Source organism: Palleronia caenipelagi (assembly GCF_007004065.1).
Taxonomy (GTDB): Bacteria; Pseudomonadota; Alphaproteobacteria; order Rhodobacterales; family Rhodobacteraceae; genus Palleronia; species Palleronia caenipelagi.
This window is the reverse complement of sequence record NZ_VFSV01000010.1, coordinates 85,114-100,053: the sequence shown is the minus strand read 5'-3', so window position 1 is coordinate 100,053 and position 14,940 is coordinate 85,114. Positions and strand designations below refer to the sequence as shown.

Genomic DNA, 14,940 nt, shown 5'->3' with positions numbered 1-14,940 from the left:
CACTTCCTGCCCTCGATATCTAGGCCGAAACGTCGCGCTGTAAAAGCCATCACGCATCGCTACATTGAGCGCTGGTCCACCCCGGAGTACAAGGTCCCCATGAGCCCGGTTTTTGCTTTTGCTTCGCTGTTCCCGCTGATCCCGATTTTCGGCGGGCTGTCCTATGGAGGCTGGTGGGCCTTAGCCGCGATGCTGTCGGTGACTGCGCTGGTGATGACGCTGGACGGGCTTGTCCATTGGGTCTTGCCCACCGCCGACCCCGACGCGGAGTTCCCGGCGGGCGATGCGCTCTCGGTGGTGATCGGGCTGGCCCAGCTCATCCTGATCCCCTTTGCAGTCATGGCCCTGTCGAATGGGCATCTCAGCGGGCTGGCCAGCGCGGCCACGTTCTATGCGGCGGCCATGTGGATCGGGCAGGTGGGCAATTCCAACGCCCACGAGCTGATCCACCGTGCCGCCCGTCCCCTGCGGCGGCTGGGGGTGACGCTGCTCATCTCGACCCTCTACGGCCACCACGCCTCTGCTCATACCAAGGTCCACCACACATGGGTCGCAACTCCCAACGACCCGGCAACGGCGCGTTATGGCGAGAGCTATTACCGCTTTGTCCGGCGCCACTGGATCGGTAGCTTTCGCGCCGGTCATGCCGCAGAGCGTACGCTGCTGCAAAAGCGCTACGGCGATGACTGGAAACGACACGATCCTTACCGGGTCTATGTGGGGGGCGCGCTGTTCTGCATGGCCCTCGCGCTGATCTTTGTAGGAGTTCTCGGCCTCATCTGGTACGTCGGGCTGGCACTGGCGACGCAGGCGCAATTCATGCTGTCCGACTATGTCCAGCATTACGGCCTGACACGGTCTGAGCGCGCGCCGGGCAAATACGAGCCCGTCTCCCCCGCCCATAGCTGGGATGCGCCGCACTGGTATTCGGGTGCGATGATGCTGAACGCCCCGCGCCATGCCGCCCACCACGCGACCCCCGCGCGTCCCTACCCTGCGCTGGATCTGCCTCAGGACGCACCGCGACTCCCCCATTCCCTGCCGATCATGGCCGCGCTTGCCATGTCCCCGACCCTCTGGAAGCGCAAGATGGACCACAGGGTGCGCAAGCTGAACCAGCCCGGTGCGGTGGCCTGAGATGACTTTATTCCGCACGGTTCTCACGGGTCTGACCTTCCTGCTGGCGAACATCGCAGCAGCGGAAACACCGCTCTCGGGCGACGCGTTTGATGCCTATACCCGCGGCAAGACCCTGACCTTCTCCGCCGACGGAGCGCCCTACGGTATGGAGGAATATCTCCCCGGTCAGCGGGTCCGCTGGTCGTTTCTCGACGGCAAATGTCAGCAAGGTGTGTGGTACGAGTCCGCAGACCGGATCTGCTTTGAATACGAAGGCAATCCCGACCCCCAATGCTGGCGGTTTTACGAAGGCTCGAACGGCCTCCGTGCCGAGTTCGCCGACCGCCTCGGCGCAGACATTCTCTACGAGACCCGCTCCACCGATGAGGAGCTGCTGTGCTACGGTCCGGATGTAGGGGTCTGACCCGCCCCTACAGCAGGGAACCCTGATCCGGCTCTGACGGCTTCGGCTTGGCCTTACGCGCGGGTTTGCCCCCAGTGGCCACGGTCAGCGTGCCATCGTGGAACTCGACCTCCAGCGTCGGAAAACCCGCCGCCTGATCGCGCGAGGTCACAACCGCCTCGCCGCTGCGGATCACCGCATAGCCCCGGGCCAGCGTTTCCTTATATCCCAGCGTTCCGTGCAGGCGTTCCAGCGCAGTGAGACGTTGCCGTGTGCGCTCCAGCCGCGTGGCCATGACCCGGTCAAGCCGCTCCGACAGCCGCGCCAGATCCTGCGCACCGCGCTGAGCGTTCCGTGTAACGGTCCGCGGGGTGAGCCGCCGCGCGACAGCATCGAACGATTTCTGCCGGTCACGCAATCCGCGCCGCAGCGCCGGGGCCAGCCGATCGCTCAGCGCGGCAGCCGCGTCTTGCCGCCGGGCCAGTCGGTCCCGCAAGAGCCCCGGACGCAAGGCGGCGGAGAGCTGCGCCAGATGCGACCGCCGCACCATCAGCCCGCTTTGCAAAGCCTGATCGAATCGCGCTTCGACCACATCCAGGCGCTGCCGCGCGCTTTGGGTCAGGGACGCGGGGCTGGGCAAGACGCGGCTCAGATCCTGCAATCGCTGTCGCCGCTGCGCCACTGACCGCCCCAGCGCCCCCGACAGCCGCGCGCTCTGCGCATCCAGCGTCGCCATCAGTTCCAGCCGGACCGGCACCGCCAGTTCGGCCGCCGCCGTGGGGGTCGGCGCGCGGCGGTCGGAGACGTAGTCGATCAGCGTCGTATCCGTTTCGTGCCCGACAGCAGAAATCAGGGGGATTTCGCTCTCAGCCGCCGCGCGAGCCACGATTTCTTCGTTGAACCCCCACAGATCCTCGATGGATCCGCCCCCGCGCGCAACGATCAGCAGGTCTGGCCGGGGTATTGAACCACCGGGTGCCAGCGCGTTAAAGCCCCGGATCGCCGCTGCGACCTGCGGCGCGCAATCGCGGCCCTGCACCGCAACGGGCCAGACCAGCACCTTGCGCGGGAAGCGGTCCCGGAGCCGGTGCAGAATATCGCGGATCACGGCGCCCGAGGGTGACGTCACCACGCCGATCACCTCGGGCAGATAGGGCAGCGGGCGTTTACGCTCCGGCGCGAACAGCCCCTCGGCCTCCAACTGCTTCTTGCGCTTCTCCAACATCGCCATGAGCGCGCCGACCCCGGCGGGCTGCACATCGTCGACGTTGAGCTGATATTTCGACTGCGATCCAAAGGTCGTCAACTTGCCAAAAGCCACGACCTCCATTCCCTCTTCGGGCGGCTGGGTCAGGCGCGCCACCTGCCCCTTCCACGCGACGGAGGCGAGTACGCTGCGGTCGTCCTTGATGTCGAAATAAAGATGCCCAGACCGCGCCACAAAGACCCGGCCCACCTCGCCGCGCACCTTCACCCGGCCGAAACTGCCTTCGAGCGTGCGCTTCACCGCGCCGGATATCTCCGACACGGTGTATTCATGGGCGTTGTCTCCGGGCGCGCCGGGTTCGTCGTCGAAGATATCCATGCCGCCACCCTAATCCCGGCACCCGCCGGGCGGAAGGGGGCGCTTCACATCCGGAGCGCACCGGCCTATTCCCTGAGGCAACTTACGGAGGCAGACCCCATGAACATCCTCATCCTTGGTGGCGGCGGACGGGAACACGCTCTGGCCTGGGCCGTGCTGCAAAATCCCAAATGCGACCGGCTGATCGTCGCGCCGGGCAATGCCGGGATCGCCCGGATTGCCGAGACCGCGACCCTCGATATCGAGGATGGCGCGGCAGTGTTGGAATTTGCTGGCGAAAATGCCATCGACTTCGTGATCATTGGCCCCGAGGCTCCGCTGGCCGCCGGGGTGGCAGATGTGCTCCGCGCGGGCGGGGTGCTGGTCTTTGGCCCTGACAAGGCGGCGGCCATGGTCGAGGCCTCCAAAGCGTTCACCAAGCAGCTTTGTGACGCAGTAAACGCCCCCACCGCCCGCTACGCTCGTTTCACTGACGCAGCCGCGGCCCGCGACTATGTCCGCCGCGAAGGCGCGCCCATCGTGGTCAAGGCCGACGGTCTCGCAGCGGGCAAGGGCGTGGTCGTGGCCGACGATCGCGCCACCGCCGAAGCTGCAATCGACGATATCTTCGGCGGGCAGTTCGGTGACGCCAGTGCTGAGGTCGTCATCGAAGAAATGCTGCGCGGCGAAGAGGCGTCCTTCTTTGTGCTGGTCTCCGGCGAAGACGTGCTGCCTATCGGCACCGCTCAGGACCATAAGCGCGCCTATGACGGCGACGCGGGTCCCAATACCGGCGGTATGGGCGCTTACTCTCCCGCCCCGATCATGACAGACGCGGTCTGTCAGCGTGCCATGGACGAGATCGTGCGGCCCTGTGTGGCCGAGCTCACCCGGCGCGGAACGCCCTATTCCGGTGTACTCTACGTGGGTCTGATGATCGAGGACGGCGCGCCGAGCCTCGTGGAGTTCAACGCCCGATTCGGCGACCCCGAATGCCAGTGCCTGATGCTGCGGCTGGGCGCGCAGGCGCTCGATCTGATGCAGGCCTGCGCCGAAGGACGGCTGAGCGAGATGCGGGTGAACTGGGCCAATGACCACGCCATGACTGTGGTTCTGGCCGCCAAAGGGTATCCGGGCAGCTACGAGAAAGGCACCGTGATCCAGGGTCTCGACGCGCTCGCGGCAACCTCGTCGCAGGCCGTATTCCATGCCGGAACGAAGACGCAAGGCGACGATATCGTGGCCGCTGGCGGGCGGGTGCTGGCGGTGACAGCGCGCGGCGAAGACCTGCAAGAGGCCCGGGACCGCTGCTACGCGATGGCTGAGCAAATCGATTGGGCGGACGGATTCTACCGCCGCGATATCGGCTGGCGGGCGCTGGGCTAAACCATCCGGTGGCGCTCAGTCAAAGAGCGCCATCGCTTGCCCGACGAGCCGGAAAGCCCGCCCCGTCCGCGTATCGCCCAGATCGGCCAGCAGGCGGTCGTCCAGATCCGCTTCGAGCCGCACCAGTTCCGTATCGAAATTGCGCACAAAATGCTGGGCCGTGTCGCGGAAGATCATGTCGAGATTGATCCGCGTGGCGACCTTCTCGACCTGCTCCCCGGTGGCGATCTCGCCCAGCAAGAGGAGCTCCCCGCCCCGCTCGCCCTGAACGAAGCGCCGCCAGAGCGCGGCGCCCACGGCGGGCGGATCGAAATCATCCATATAGAGCCCCTCGGCGCTGAGCAGCGTCAGCATGTCCTGCGCCGAAGTCACCATGCGCCGGGCCTGCACATCCCCCATCGCGCGACGCAACGCGGCAAAGCCCGCGCGGTCACTGGCATCCAGCGGAAATTGCAGCGCCGTGATCAGTGTCTCGGGCGGCAGAGAGCGGCTCTCCGGTGGATCCTCGGGAGCGGGAGCCGCCGGTTGGGCAGGAACGGGCGTCGGGGTCGGGTCTGGCCGTGCAGGCGGGGAGGCGGGTTCCGGTTCGCGCGCCGCTATAGGTGCAGACACGGGGGGCTCTGACTGCCGTTCATACTGCGCAATCTCGTCGCCCATCCGCGCTAAAGCCGCCGCGAGCGCGCTCTGACTCTCGGTCAGATCATCGATCCGGGCGTGCACTCCGGTCAGATCCGGCGGCGCTGCGGCCCCGGTGGCGGCCAGCCGGGCTTCGAGCTGCCCGATCCGTTGGAGACCTGACCAGACAAGCCAGATCAGCGCGACGGGCAGAATCACAGCGACCAGCACAACAACGCTGCTCGCCGCCCCTCCGAAGATCGCCCACAGGGACAAAAGGAGCCACAGCACCGTTCCGCCCCATGCCGCCGCCAGCAGGCGGGTGCGCTGATCGAGCTGCCGAACGCCCTTCACGCCACATCCCCCTCAGGAATAGGAAACGGAGAGGATCTCGTAGGACTTGCCGCCACCGGGAGTGCGCACCTCGATCGAGTCGCCCTCGTCCTTGCCGATCAGCGCCCGGGCGAGGGGTGATTTCAGGTTCAGCTTGCCATTCTCCAGATCCGCCTCGGGCTCGCCGACGATCTGGTACTCCTTTTCCTCATCCGTGTCCTCGTCCACGATCCGCACAACAGCGCCGAACTTGATCGCACCGGAAAGCTTCGACGTGTCGATCACGTCAGCGCGGGAAAGGATGCCCTCGATTTCCTTGATCCGGCCCTCGATGAAGGACTGCTTTTCCTTGGCCGAGTGGTATTCAGCGTTTTCGCTCAGGTCGCCGTGCTCGCGCGCCTCGGCGATGGCCTGAATGATCTCGGGCCGGTCCTTGGATTTCAGCCGCTTCAGTTCGTCGTTCAGAGCGATCTGGCCGGCCTGGGTCAGCGGTATCTTTTCCATGGCTTCCCTGCAAAATAGGCCCGGCGCGCCTCGAAGACGCGCCGGGCAGTGTGGTCATTCGCCGCAAGGATATACTTAGGGCGTGACGCGGGTAAAGCGATCTCGTGACGTTCCGGCGGAAATGCGGGAGCGGAACGGATGCCCCGCAGCCCGCGTTGTCAGGCTGATTAACGCAGTGTCCAGATTGACCCTCGCCACGCCGAGTGGCTAAGCCTGTCACAATGCGCCAACACGACCAGAACCGAGGAACAGTTTCATGACCGAATTTACCCGCGAAGCGATGGAATACGATGTTGTCATCGTCGGTGCAGGGCCTTCGGGGCTGTCGGCTGCGATCCGGCTGAAGCAGCTGAACCCGGAACGCGAGGTCGTGGTGCTGGAGAAAGGCTCCGAAGTCGGTGCGCACATCCTGTCGGGCGCGGTGCTCGACACGCGGGGACTGGACGCGCTGGTTCCGGATTGGAAGGACAAGGCCGCGCCTCTCAACACTCCGGTCAAGAGCGATAAGTTCTACTTCCTCGGCGAGAGCGGCAAAATGTCGATCCCTACCTGGGCGATGCCGCCGCTGATGAGCAACCACGGCACCTATATCGTCTCCATGGGCAATGTCTGCCGCTGGATGGCCGAATATGCCGAAGAGCTGGGCGTCGAGATCTTCCCCGGCATGGCCGCGTCCGAGCTGGTCTATGGCGAGGATGGCCGGATTAAGGGCGTGGTCGCGGGCGAGTTCGGCAAGAACCCCGACGGCACCCCCGGCCCCAGCTACGAGCCGGGCATGGAGCTGCACGGCAAATATGTGTTCCTGAGCGAGGGCGTGCGGGGCTCTCTGTCGAAAGAAGTCATCGCGAAATTCAGCCTCGACGCTGACAGCGATGTGCAAAAATACGGCCTCGGGATGAAAGAGCTTTGGGAGATCGATCCGGCCAAACACAAGCAAGGCTCTGTCACCCACACCATGGGCTGGCCGCTGGGTTCAAGCGCGGGCGGCGGTGGCTTTATCTACCACCTTGAAAACAATCAGGTTTACGTTGGCTTCGTGGTGCATTTGGGCTACAAGAATCCCCATGTGAACCCATATCTGGCGTTCCAGCAATTCAAGCACCACCCGATGGTCAAGGAGCTTCTGGAGGGCGGCAAGCGCGTGGCCTATGGCGCGCGGGCGATCAGCGAGGGCGGCTGGCAGTCCATGCCCAAGCTCACCTTCCCGGGCGGAGCGCTGCTGGGCTGCTCCGCGGGTATGCTGAACGTGCCGCGGATCAAGGGCAACCACAACGCCATGCTTTCGGGCAAAGCCGCCGCCGAAGCTGCCCATGAGGCGATCGAGGCTGGCCGTGCGGGCGACGAGCTGACCGCCTACGAAACCGAGGTTCGCGAGGGCGCAATCGGTAAGGATCTGAAGCCCGTCCGCAACGTCAAACCCATGTGGTCCAAGTGGGGCCTCACCGCGTCGCTGGCGCTGGGCGGGCTGGATATGTGGACCAACACGGCAGGTTTCTCGCTCTTTGGCACGCTGAAGCACGGCAAGTCCGATGCCGAGGCCACGGAGCCGGCGGATAAGCATAAGGTCATCGAGTACCCGAAGCCCGACGGCAAGATCAGCTTTGACCGGCTGACCAACGTGTCCTTTGCCGCGACGAACCACGAGGAAAGCCAGCCCGCGCATCTGCGGCTCACCGACCCGGACATCCCCGTTTCCGTGAACCTCGCCAAATACGACGGCCCGTCCCAGCGCTATTGCCCGGCGGGCGTCTACGAGTTCGTCAAGGATGAAACGACGGGGGCCGACCGCTTCGTGGTGAACTTCCAGAACTGCGTTCATTGCAAGACCTGCGACATCAAGGACCCCAGCCAGAACATCACCTGGACCACACCGCAGGGCGGCGATGGACCGAATTACCCGAATATGTGATCAGCCGGGGGCACAAACCGTGCCCCCACCGATTGCCGTGACTGCCCGGGAGCGCTAGCTTCCGGGCAACGCTATTTCAAAGGACGCGCTCATGTTTCGGACCCTCGCCGCCACCCTCGCCCTCACCCTCGGGATGCAGGCTGCAGAGGCTCAGGTTGCTGGACCCTATCTGGCCGGAAGGCAGGCGCAGATTGATGATTCTTTTGCATCTTCAGCCGATTACCTCGCCCGGGCCATGGCCGCCGACCCGACCAACCTGCAGGTGCTTGAGGCCCTGACCGGCGCCTATATCACTCTGGGTCAGATGGACCGGGCTGTTGAAGTCGGGCGCAAGGTGGACAGCCTCGGCGCCACGTCACAGGTCGCCAATCTGGCGCGGCTCTCGGACCATGTAACCTTGGGTACATGGGAAGAGTTGCTGGCCGCGATGGAGGACGGGCTAAGCGTCGGGCCGCTCTTTGACACACTGGTACGGGGCTGGGCGCTCGTCGGGACCGGGGACGGGGACGCCGCGATTGCCGCCTTTGACGCTCTTTCGGAAGAACAGGACGCCTCCGCGGCTTTTGGCATCTATTACAAAGCGCTGGCCCTCGCCGCTCTGGGCCGGTTCGAGGAAGCGGAAGGCGTGTTCGCGGATACGCCCGAGATGACGCTGACACGGCGTGGTCTCCTGGCCCGTGCCCAGATCCTGTCGCAGCTGGACCGCAGTGACGAGGCCCGCGAGATGCTGCGCGCCGAGACCGGCAACAATCTCGACGACACGCTGGGCGCCGCCGAAGCCGCGCTGGCAGACGGCCCCCTGCCCTTCACCATTATCCCCGATGCCCGCGCCGGTGTGGCCGAGGTCTCGCTGGACGTGGCCAACGCCGTCATAACCCAGACCGCGCCCAGCTACGCTGTCCTCTATTCCCGGCTGGCTGAGCATCTGCGCCCCGACCTGACCGATGCGAAACTCATGTCTGCCGTGCTGTTTGAGGAGATGGAGCAGTTCGATCTGGCGATCGCGGCCTATGACAGCGTCGGCACCGACGACCCCGCGCACACCACCGCCCAGATCGGCCGGGCGGATGCCCTGAGTGAGAGCGGCCAGCGCGAAGCTGCGACAGAGGCGCTGCGGGCGCTGGCCAAGACCACGCCAAAATCGCCGCTGGTCCACATCACTCTGGGCGATATGTTGCGCGAGGATGGCAAATTCACTGAGGCCGAAGCGTCTTATGACAAGGCCATCGCCTTGTTCGACCGCGACGAACGCGGCCAGTGGGTGGTCTATTTCGCCCGTGGGATTGCCCGCGAGCGTCAGGGCAACTGGGAAGGTACCGAGGTCGACTTCCAAAAGGCTCTGGAGCTGAACCCGGGCCAGCCGCAGGTGCTGAATTATCTCGGCTACTCCCTGATCGAGCGGCGTGAGCGGCTGGACGAGGCGCTCGACCTGATCGAGCAGGCCGTGAAAGCCTCCCCCGATGCCGGCTATATCGTGGACAGCCTTGCATGGGGCCTCTACCGGCTGGGCCGATATGAAGAGGCCGTCGAACCGATGGAGCGGGCCGCCGCGCTGATGCCGGTGGACCCGGTGGTCAATGACCATCTGGGCGACGTCCTCTGGTCTGTGGGCCGTAAGCTGGAGGCCGAATTCCAGTGGCACCGTGCGCTGAGCTTCATTGAGAACGACCAGAACGGCGACGTGGATCCGGACCGGATCCGCCGCAAGCTTGAGATCGGTCTCGACGCTGTGCTTGAAGAAGAAGCCGCCGATGCGCCCGAGGCCGCGAATGGCGGCTGACGCGGGGTTCGCGCCGGCCAAGGTCAATCTCGCCCTCCACGTCACGGGCCGTCGGGATGATGGCTATCACCTGCTCGATTCGCTGGTGGTCTTTGCAGGGGTGGGTGACCGGATAGATGCACGACCGGCGGGTGAGTGGTCGCTGGAGATCATCGGCCCGTTTGGCGGGGACCTCGCAGCCGCGCCCGACAATCTGGTTCTGCGCGCCGCACGCCTGACAGACGGTCCGCCCGCTGCGTTGACGCTCGACAAACGCCTGCCGGTCGCCTCTGGCATCGGCGGCGGGTCCGCGGATGCGGCGGCCACGCTACGGGCGCTGCATCACATGGACGGGCGACCCCTGCCCACGCCTGAGGCCGTGCTATCCCTTGGTGCGGATGTACCCGTGTGCCTCCACGGCCAGCCCTGTCGCATGTCGGGGATTGGGGAAACGCTCTCGCCCCTCCCTGCCTTGCCCCCGCTTTGGCTCTGTCTTTTGAACTCCGGAGAAGCTGTGCCGACCCCCGCTGTGTTCCGTGCGCTTGAGAGACGGGACAACCGACCTCTGGGCACCATCCCAGAAGGTCGCGATGCCGCAGAGTTCGCGGCGTGGCTCGGAACCCAGCGCAACGATCTGCAAGCTCCGGCGACACAGATCGCTCCGGTCATTTCCGAAGCCCTCGACGCATTGACTGCGACGGAAGGCTGCTTTCTCGCGCGGATGTCGGGCTCCGGCGCGACCTGCTTCGGCCTCTATGCCTCAGACGCTGCAGCCGAAGCCGCTGCAAACAAGATCAGCGCGGCGCACCCGGACTGGTGGACCGCCGCCGCGCCGGTGCTCTGACCTACTTCAGCCTCGCCACCACATAGTCGGCCAGATCGTGCAGGACCTCGCGGATGGGGTCTTCGGGCAGGTCCCGCAAGGCGGCCCGCGCCTTGCCAGCCCAGTCCAGCGCTGTTTGTCGGGTGCTGTCCAGCGCCCCGGTTTGAGCGAGTAACGCGGCCACATGCTCCAGATCACCCTCTTGCTGCTGGCCCTTGCCGATGGTGCGCGCCCAAAAGCCCCATTCCTCCGGCGAACCCGCAATCGCCCGGATCATCGGCAGGGTCAGCTTGCACTCGCGGAAGTCGTCGCCATAACCTTTGCCCGTGCCTTCCATCCAGTCGATCACGTCGTCGGCCATCTGGAACGCGATCCCAAGCGCGTCCCCATACGTCCACAGCGCCTGCACCTCGGCCTCCGTAGCGCCTGCGATGACCCCGCCGACCTCTGTGGCCGCAGAGAACAGCGCCGCCGTCTTGCCGCGCACGATCTTGACATAGGTGTCCTCACTGGTCGCCAGATCCGACATGGCCGAAAGTTGGAGCACCTCACCTTCGGCAATCGTCGCCGCCGCATTGGACAGGATCGACAACACGCGCAGCGAGTCGGTCTCCACCATCAGCTGGAACGACCTCGCAAAGAGGTAATCGCCGACCAGCACGCTGGATTTATTGTCCCACAAGAGGTTCGCCGTGGGTCGTCCGCGGCGCTGTTTTGACTCGTCCACCACATCATCGTGGAGCAGGGTCGCGGTGTGGATAAACTCCACCGTCGCGGCCAGCTTTTCGTCATGAGGGCCCTCGTACCCCATGAGCCGCGCACTCGCGAGAGTCAGCATCGGCCGGATGCGCTTGCCACCCGCACCGACGAGGTGGGCGGTCACTTCGGGGATGCGCGGCGCGTTCTCCGAGGCCATCCGCTCGCGGATCAAGGCATCCACCGCCTCCAGCTTTGCGCTCAGCATCTCCGCCAGCATCTCATGCGGTTTGGTCGTCGCGGTCATTCCTGCCTCTTTCCCCTGTCGCCCTGACCGGCTAGGTCGGTGCCATGAAAGAACTCATGCGCACCACCGATCCCACGGCCATCGCCTTTGCCAAGGCACTCCTGTCGGGCGAGGGGATAGAGGTGTTCGAACTCGACGTCCATACAAGCGTGCTCGAAGGCTCCATCGGCATTTTGCCGCGCCGCCTGATGGTGGCGCAGCGGGACCACTTTCGGGCCGCCGCGATCCTGCGGGACAACGATGTCGATACCGGACACTGAGCTGACCGAGGACGCCTTTCTAGGTGGCCTCCTGACCCTCTGGCAGCCGCGACGCGGCTACCGCGCAGGCCTCGACGCAGTGCTGCTGGCCGCGAGCATCCGGGCAGAGGTTGGGCAGAGCGTACTTGATATGGGCTGCGGGGTCGGTACCGCGCTCCTGTGTCTGGGGCGGCGGGTGTCGGGTCTGAGCCTCACCGGGCTGGAGCTACAACCCGATATGGCCGAACTGGCGCGCCGCAATGCCGAGCGCAATGGGCTGGAGGCGGAGATTGTCACCGGCGATATCGGTACCATGCCGGCCACCCTCCGCCAGCAACGGTTCGACCGGATCATTGCCAACCCCCCGTATTACGACCGTGGCCGTGGCACCGCGTCGCCCGAAACCCGGCGCGAAACGGCGCTGGGTGAGGCGCTGCCGCTTGCTGATTGGGTGGCAGCAGGAGCGCGGCGGCTGGAGCCACGAGGAACAATGACGGTGATCCAGAAAGCCGACCGCCTGCCCGACCTCGTCGGCGCGATGGCAGACACGCTCGGCTCACTGGTGATTCGGCCTATCGCCCCCCGGGCTGGACGCGATGCCACGCTGGTTTTGGTCGAGGGAGTGAAATCAGGACGTAGCCCAGCCCGGATCGCCGCTCCGATCCTGCTGCATCGGGGCAAATCCCACAGCGCCAATGCACCCGACTTCGCCCCGAATATCGAAGCGGTGCTGCGCAATGGGGCGGCACTCGATTAATTTTCGGGCAGATATTACGTCTTGTACGAAAGAATAGAGATACAAGAGATGACAGCCGGGAAATTTGTGCCTACCTTCGAAGGTATCGAAACATAGGAGGTGACACATGTCTGTGAGCGCGCATGTCGAAGAACTGCGGAAAAAGCACCAGGCCCTCTCGAGCAGGGTGGAAGAGGCTCAGCGGAGCCCGGCCACCAGCGATTTCGAGATTCAGCAGATGAAGCGCGAGAAGCTGCGTATCAAGGAAGAGATCGAGCGTCTCACTCACTAACACGACATCCCCGGCGATATTTCGCGCCGGATCGGTTACCCAGATAAAAAGGCCGGTGCAGATCGCACCGGCCTTTCCTGTCTCAGTAGCGCGTCCTTACGAGAAGAACTGCGCGCCGTTGGCGGAAATGGTCGAGCCGTTGATAAAGCCCGCATCGTCGGACACGAGGAAGGTCACGCAGCGCGCAATCTCTTCGGGCTCGCCCAGACGGCCTGCGGGGATGCCGGCGATGATCTTCTCACGCACCTTTTCCGGGACGGCCATGACCATCTCGGTGGCGATGTAGCCGGGGCAGATGGCGTTGGCGGTGATGCCCTTGGCCGCGCCTTCCTGCGCCAGCGACTTGACGATGCCCAGATCGCCCGCCTTGGTGGCGGCGTAGTTCACCTGGCCGAACTGGCCTTTCTGGCCGTTCACCGAGGAGATCACCACGACGCGGCCAAAGCCACGCTCACGCATGCCGTTCCAGAGCGGATGTACGGTGTTGAATACGCCGGTCAGGTTGGTGTCGATCACCTCGGACCACTGCTCCGGGGTCATGCGGTGGAACGGCGCGTCACGGGTGATGCCCGCATTGGCGACAACGATATCGATGGGGCCGAGATCGGCCTCGACCTTGGCCAGACCCTCTTTGGAGGCCTCGTAATCGGCAACGTTCCACTTGTAGGTCTTGATGCCGGTCTCGGCGGTGAAGGCCGCGGCCTTCTCGTCATTGCCGGCATAGGTCGCGGCGACCTCATAACCAGCGGCCTTCAGGGCCTTGGAAATCGCTTCGCCGATGCCGCGGCTGCCGCCGGTCACAAGTGCTACTCGAGCCATGTTTTTCTCCAGAATGTCAGAAAGTCAGTGGGGCCGCCCCGCCCTCATGGCGAGGCGGCAAGGTCAGATCAGGGACGCTCAAGACACATGGCGACACCCATGCCACCGCCGATGCAAAGCGTGGCGAGACCCTTCTTGGCGTCGCGGCGCTTCATCTCGAACAGCAGCGTGTTCAGGATCCGGCAGCCCGAGGCACCGATCGGGTGACCGATGGCGATGGCACCACCGTTGACGTTCACCACGGCCGGATCCCAGCCCATGTCCTTGTTCACGGCGCAGGCCTGCGCGGCGAAGGCTTCATTGGCTTCAACGAGGTCCAGATCCTCGGGCTTCCAGCCCGCGATCTCCAGTGCCTTGCGAGAGGCCCCGATGGGGCCGGTGCCCATGATCGACGGGTCGAGACCCACCGTGGCATAGGAGGCGATGCGGGCCAGCGGGGTGATCCCGCGGGCTTCGGCATCCTCGGCGGACATCAGCAGTACGGCGGCAGCGCCGTCATTGAGACCTGAGGCGTTGCCAGCGGTCACCGAGCCGTCCTTGGTGAAGGCGGGGCGCAGCTTGGCCATGCCTTCGACAGAGGCGCCGTGACGGATGTACTCATCCTGATCGAAAACGATGTCACCTTTGCGGGTCTTGATCGTGAAGGGCACGATCTCATCGGCGAACTTGCCCGCCTTCTGAGCGGCTTCGGCCTTGTTCTGGGAGGCGGCGGCGAACTCGTCCTGCTGCTCGCGGCTGATCTGCCACTGCTCGGCCACGTTCTCGGCAGTCTGCCCCATGTGATACCCGTTAAAGGCGTCCCACAGACCGTCACGAATCATCGAGTCGATGAATTTCATGTCACCCATCTTGTGGCCCTTGCGCAGGTTCGCCACGTGGGGGCTCATGGACATGTTTTCCTGACCACCTGCGGCGACGATCTTCGCATCGCCCAGACGGATGTGCTGAGCGCCCAGCGCCACGGCGCGCAGGCCGGAGCCACAGACCTGGTTGATGCTCCAGGCGGCGCTCTCGATGGGAAGGCCAGCATTTACATGGGCTTGGCGGGCCGGGTTCTGGCCCTGACCGGCGGTCAGAACCTGACCGAGGATCGTCTCGCTCACATCGGCCTTATCCACACCGGCGCGGGCGCAGATTTCTTCGAGCACCTTTGCGCCCAGATCATGGGCCGGGGTGTCCGCCAGAGTGCCTCCGAAAGAACCGACAGCCGTCCGGGCTGCCGAAGCGATCACGACATTTGTCATGCAGTATTTCCTCGATCGTGCGGGGCGACAGCCGATCCGTCCCCCCTCGTTCCGCGCGCACCTTAACCAAATTACCACTGTAAGCCAACGGTTGTGCGCAGTAGCGTGCATGACGAAGACCGCTGGCGGATATGCATATGGCGCATAGGTCTGACCTAGAGAACATAGCAAGTATTGCCGAGGAGCAGAGAC

15 protein-coding genes are annotated in these 14,940 nt (G+C 64.7%); 9 read left to right on the top strand and 6 right to left on the bottom strand.

The features are described 5' to 3' along the window. The first annotated feature begins 99 nt into the window (after positions 1–99). Positions 100–1,137: an alkane 1-monooxygenase gene (locus FEV53_RS08205; RefSeq protein ID WP_142834322.1), complete on the top strand. Its 1,038-nt coding sequence runs from the start codon at positions 100–102 to the stop codon at positions 1,135–1,137. A 1-nt stretch (position 1,138) separates the two neighbouring features. Next, a complete protein-coding gene (locus tag FEV53_RS08200; RefSeq protein WP_142834321.1) occupies positions 1,139–1,543 on the top strand; it encodes a hypothetical protein in 405 nt (134 codons plus the stop codon). A gap of 7 nt (positions 1,544–1,550) precedes the next feature. On the opposite strand, the gene xseA is transcribed toward FEV53_RS08200, so the two are convergent. Then, entirely contained in the window at positions 1,551–3,107 is a 1,557-nt protein-coding gene (xseA, locus tag FEV53_RS08195; RefSeq protein WP_142834320.1) for an exodeoxyribonuclease VII large subunit, read from the bottom strand. A 99-nt stretch (positions 3,108–3,206) separates the two neighbouring features. Between xseA and purD the strand changes: the two genes are divergently transcribed. Next, positions 3,207–4,472: a phosphoribosylamine--glycine ligase gene (gene purD / locus FEV53_RS08190; RefSeq protein WP_142834319.1), complete on the top strand. Its 1,266-nt coding sequence runs from the start codon at positions 3,207–3,209 to the stop codon at positions 4,470–4,472. 15 nt (positions 4,473–4,487) lie between these two features. Here purD and FEV53_RS08185 read toward each other — a convergent pair whose 3' ends face one another. Further along, positions 4,488–5,441, bottom strand: coding sequence for a hypothetical protein (locus tag FEV53_RS08185; protein ID WP_142834318.1), 954 nt, complete (start codon positions 5,439–5,441; stop codon positions 4,488–4,490). 12 nt (positions 5,442–5,453) lie between these two features. After that, positions 5,454–5,924 (bottom strand): transcription elongation factor GreA, encoded by a 471-nt coding sequence (greA, locus tag FEV53_RS08180; protein ID WP_142834317.1) that lies wholly within the window; start codon positions 5,922–5,924, stop codon positions 5,454–5,456. Between the two features lie 256 nt (positions 5,925–6,180). On the opposite strand from greA, the gene FEV53_RS08175 reads away from it, so the two are divergent. The 3 genes from FEV53_RS08175 (at position 6,181) to FEV53_RS08165 (ending at position 10,436) form a co-directional block, all read left to right on the top strand. Next, positions 6,181–7,833, top strand: coding sequence for an electron transfer flavoprotein-ubiquinone oxidoreductase (locus FEV53_RS08175; protein ID WP_142834316.1), 1,653 nt, complete (start codon positions 6,181–6,183; stop codon positions 7,831–7,833). A 91-nt stretch (positions 7,834–7,924) separates the two neighbouring features. Next, a complete protein-coding gene (locus FEV53_RS08170) occupies positions 7,925–9,613 on the top strand; it encodes a tetratricopeptide repeat protein (RefSeq protein WP_142834315.1) in 1,689 nt (562 codons plus the stop codon). Continuing rightward, a complete protein-coding gene (locus FEV53_RS08165) occupies positions 9,603–10,436 on the top strand; it encodes a 4-(cytidine 5'-diphospho)-2-C-methyl-D-erythritol kinase (protein WP_142834314.1) in 834 nt (277 codons plus the stop codon). Before FEV53_RS08170 ends, FEV53_RS08165 begins: the two co-directional genes overlap by 11 nt. Position 10,437: 1 nt before the next feature. Here the strand turns inward: FEV53_RS08165 and FEV53_RS08160 are convergent, their stop codons facing one another. Further along, positions 10,438–11,418 carry a polyprenyl synthetase family protein gene (locus tag FEV53_RS08160; RefSeq protein WP_142834313.1) on the bottom strand — a complete coding sequence of 327 codons (981 nt, stop codon included), beginning with the start codon at positions 11,416–11,418 and terminating at the stop codon, positions 10,438–10,440. A gap of 44 nt (positions 11,419–11,462) precedes the next feature. Here FEV53_RS08160 and FEV53_RS08155 point away from each other — a divergent pair, with 44 nt between their 5' ends. From FEV53_RS08155 to FEV53_RS08145, 3 genes are all read left to right on the top strand, one after another. Beyond that, positions 11,463–11,678 (top strand): putative signal transducing protein, encoded by a 216-nt coding sequence (locus tag FEV53_RS08155; RefSeq protein ID WP_142834312.1) that lies wholly within the window; start codon positions 11,463–11,465, stop codon positions 11,676–11,678. Then, positions 11,659–12,414, top strand: coding sequence for a tRNA1(Val) (adenine(37)-N6)-methyltransferase (locus FEV53_RS08150; RefSeq protein WP_142834311.1), 756 nt, complete (start codon positions 11,659–11,661; stop codon positions 12,412–12,414). The genes FEV53_RS08155 and FEV53_RS08150 overlap by 20 nt, the downstream gene beginning before the upstream one ends. A 106-nt stretch (positions 12,415–12,520) precedes the next feature. After that, positions 12,521–12,685, top strand: a complete 165-nt coding sequence (locus tag FEV53_RS08145; protein ID WP_142834310.1) for a YdcH family protein — start codon at positions 12,521–12,523, stop codon at positions 12,683–12,685. A gap of 96 nt (positions 12,686–12,781) precedes the next feature. Here the strand turns inward: FEV53_RS08145 and phbB are convergent, their stop codons facing one another. Together phbB and FEV53_RS08135 are read right to left on the bottom strand one after the other, a co-directional pair. Then, complete coding sequence (phbB, locus tag FEV53_RS08140; RefSeq protein ID WP_142834309.1) at positions 12,782–13,504, bottom strand: acetoacetyl-CoA reductase; 723 nt, start codon at positions 13,502–13,504, stop codon at positions 12,782–12,784. A 68-nt stretch (positions 13,505–13,572) separates the two neighbouring features. Then, the gene (locus tag FEV53_RS08135; RefSeq protein WP_142834308.1) at positions 13,573–14,748 is read right to left on the bottom strand and encodes an acetyl-CoA C-acetyltransferase; all 1,176 of its coding nucleotides are present in this window, start codon (positions 14,746–14,748) and stop codon (positions 13,573–13,575) included. Positions 14,749–14,940 lie beyond the last annotated feature (192 nt).

Excerpts from the sequence above, each read along its gene's own strand:
- FEV53_RS08205 (WP_142834322.1), top strand. The coding sequence starts at position 100 with ATGAGCCCGGTTTTTGCTTTTGCTTCGCTGTTCCCGCTGATCCCGATT.
- FEV53_RS08200 (WP_142834321.1), top strand. The coding sequence starts at position 1,139 with ATGACTTTATTCCGCACGGTTCTCACGGGTCTGACCTTCCTGCTGGCG.
- xseA (WP_142834320.1), bottom strand. The coding sequence starts at position 3,107 with ATGGATATCTTCGACGACGAACCCGGCGCGCCCGGAGACAACGCCCAT.
- purD (WP_142834319.1), top strand. The coding sequence starts at position 3,207 with ATGAACATCCTCATCCTTGGTGGCGGCGGACGGGAACACGCTCTGGCC.
- greA (WP_142834317.1), bottom strand. The coding sequence starts at position 5,924 with ATGGAAAAGATACCGCTGACCCAGGCCGGCCAGATCGCTCTGAACGAC.
- FEV53_RS08175 (WP_142834316.1), top strand. The coding sequence starts at position 6,181 with ATGACCGAATTTACCCGCGAAGCGATGGAATACGATGTTGTCATCGTC.
- FEV53_RS08170 (WP_142834315.1), top strand. The coding sequence starts at position 7,925 with ATGTTTCGGACCCTCGCCGCCACCCTCGCCCTCACCCTCGGGATGCAG.
- FEV53_RS08165 (WP_142834314.1), top strand. The coding sequence starts at position 9,603 with ATGGCGGCTGACGCGGGGTTCGCGCCGGCCAAGGTCAATCTCGCCCTC.
- FEV53_RS08160 (WP_142834313.1), bottom strand. The coding sequence starts at position 11,418 with ATGACCGCGACGACCAAACCGCATGAGATGCTGGCGGAGATGCTGAGC.
- FEV53_RS08155 (WP_142834312.1), top strand. The coding sequence starts at position 11,463 with ATGAAAGAACTCATGCGCACCACCGATCCCACGGCCATCGCCTTTGCC.
- FEV53_RS08150 (WP_142834311.1), top strand. The coding sequence starts at position 11,659 with ATGTCGATACCGGACACTGAGCTGACCGAGGACGCCTTTCTAGGTGGC.
- FEV53_RS08145 (WP_142834310.1), top strand. The coding sequence starts at position 12,521 with ATGTCTGTGAGCGCGCATGTCGAAGAACTGCGGAAAAAGCACCAGGCC.
- phbB (WP_142834309.1), bottom strand. The coding sequence starts at position 13,504 with ATGGCTCGAGTAGCACTTGTGACCGGCGGCAGCCGCGGCATCGGCGAA.
- FEV53_RS08135 (WP_142834308.1), bottom strand. The coding sequence starts at position 14,748 with ATGACAAATGTCGTGATCGCTTCGGCAGCCCGGACGGCTGTCGGTTCT.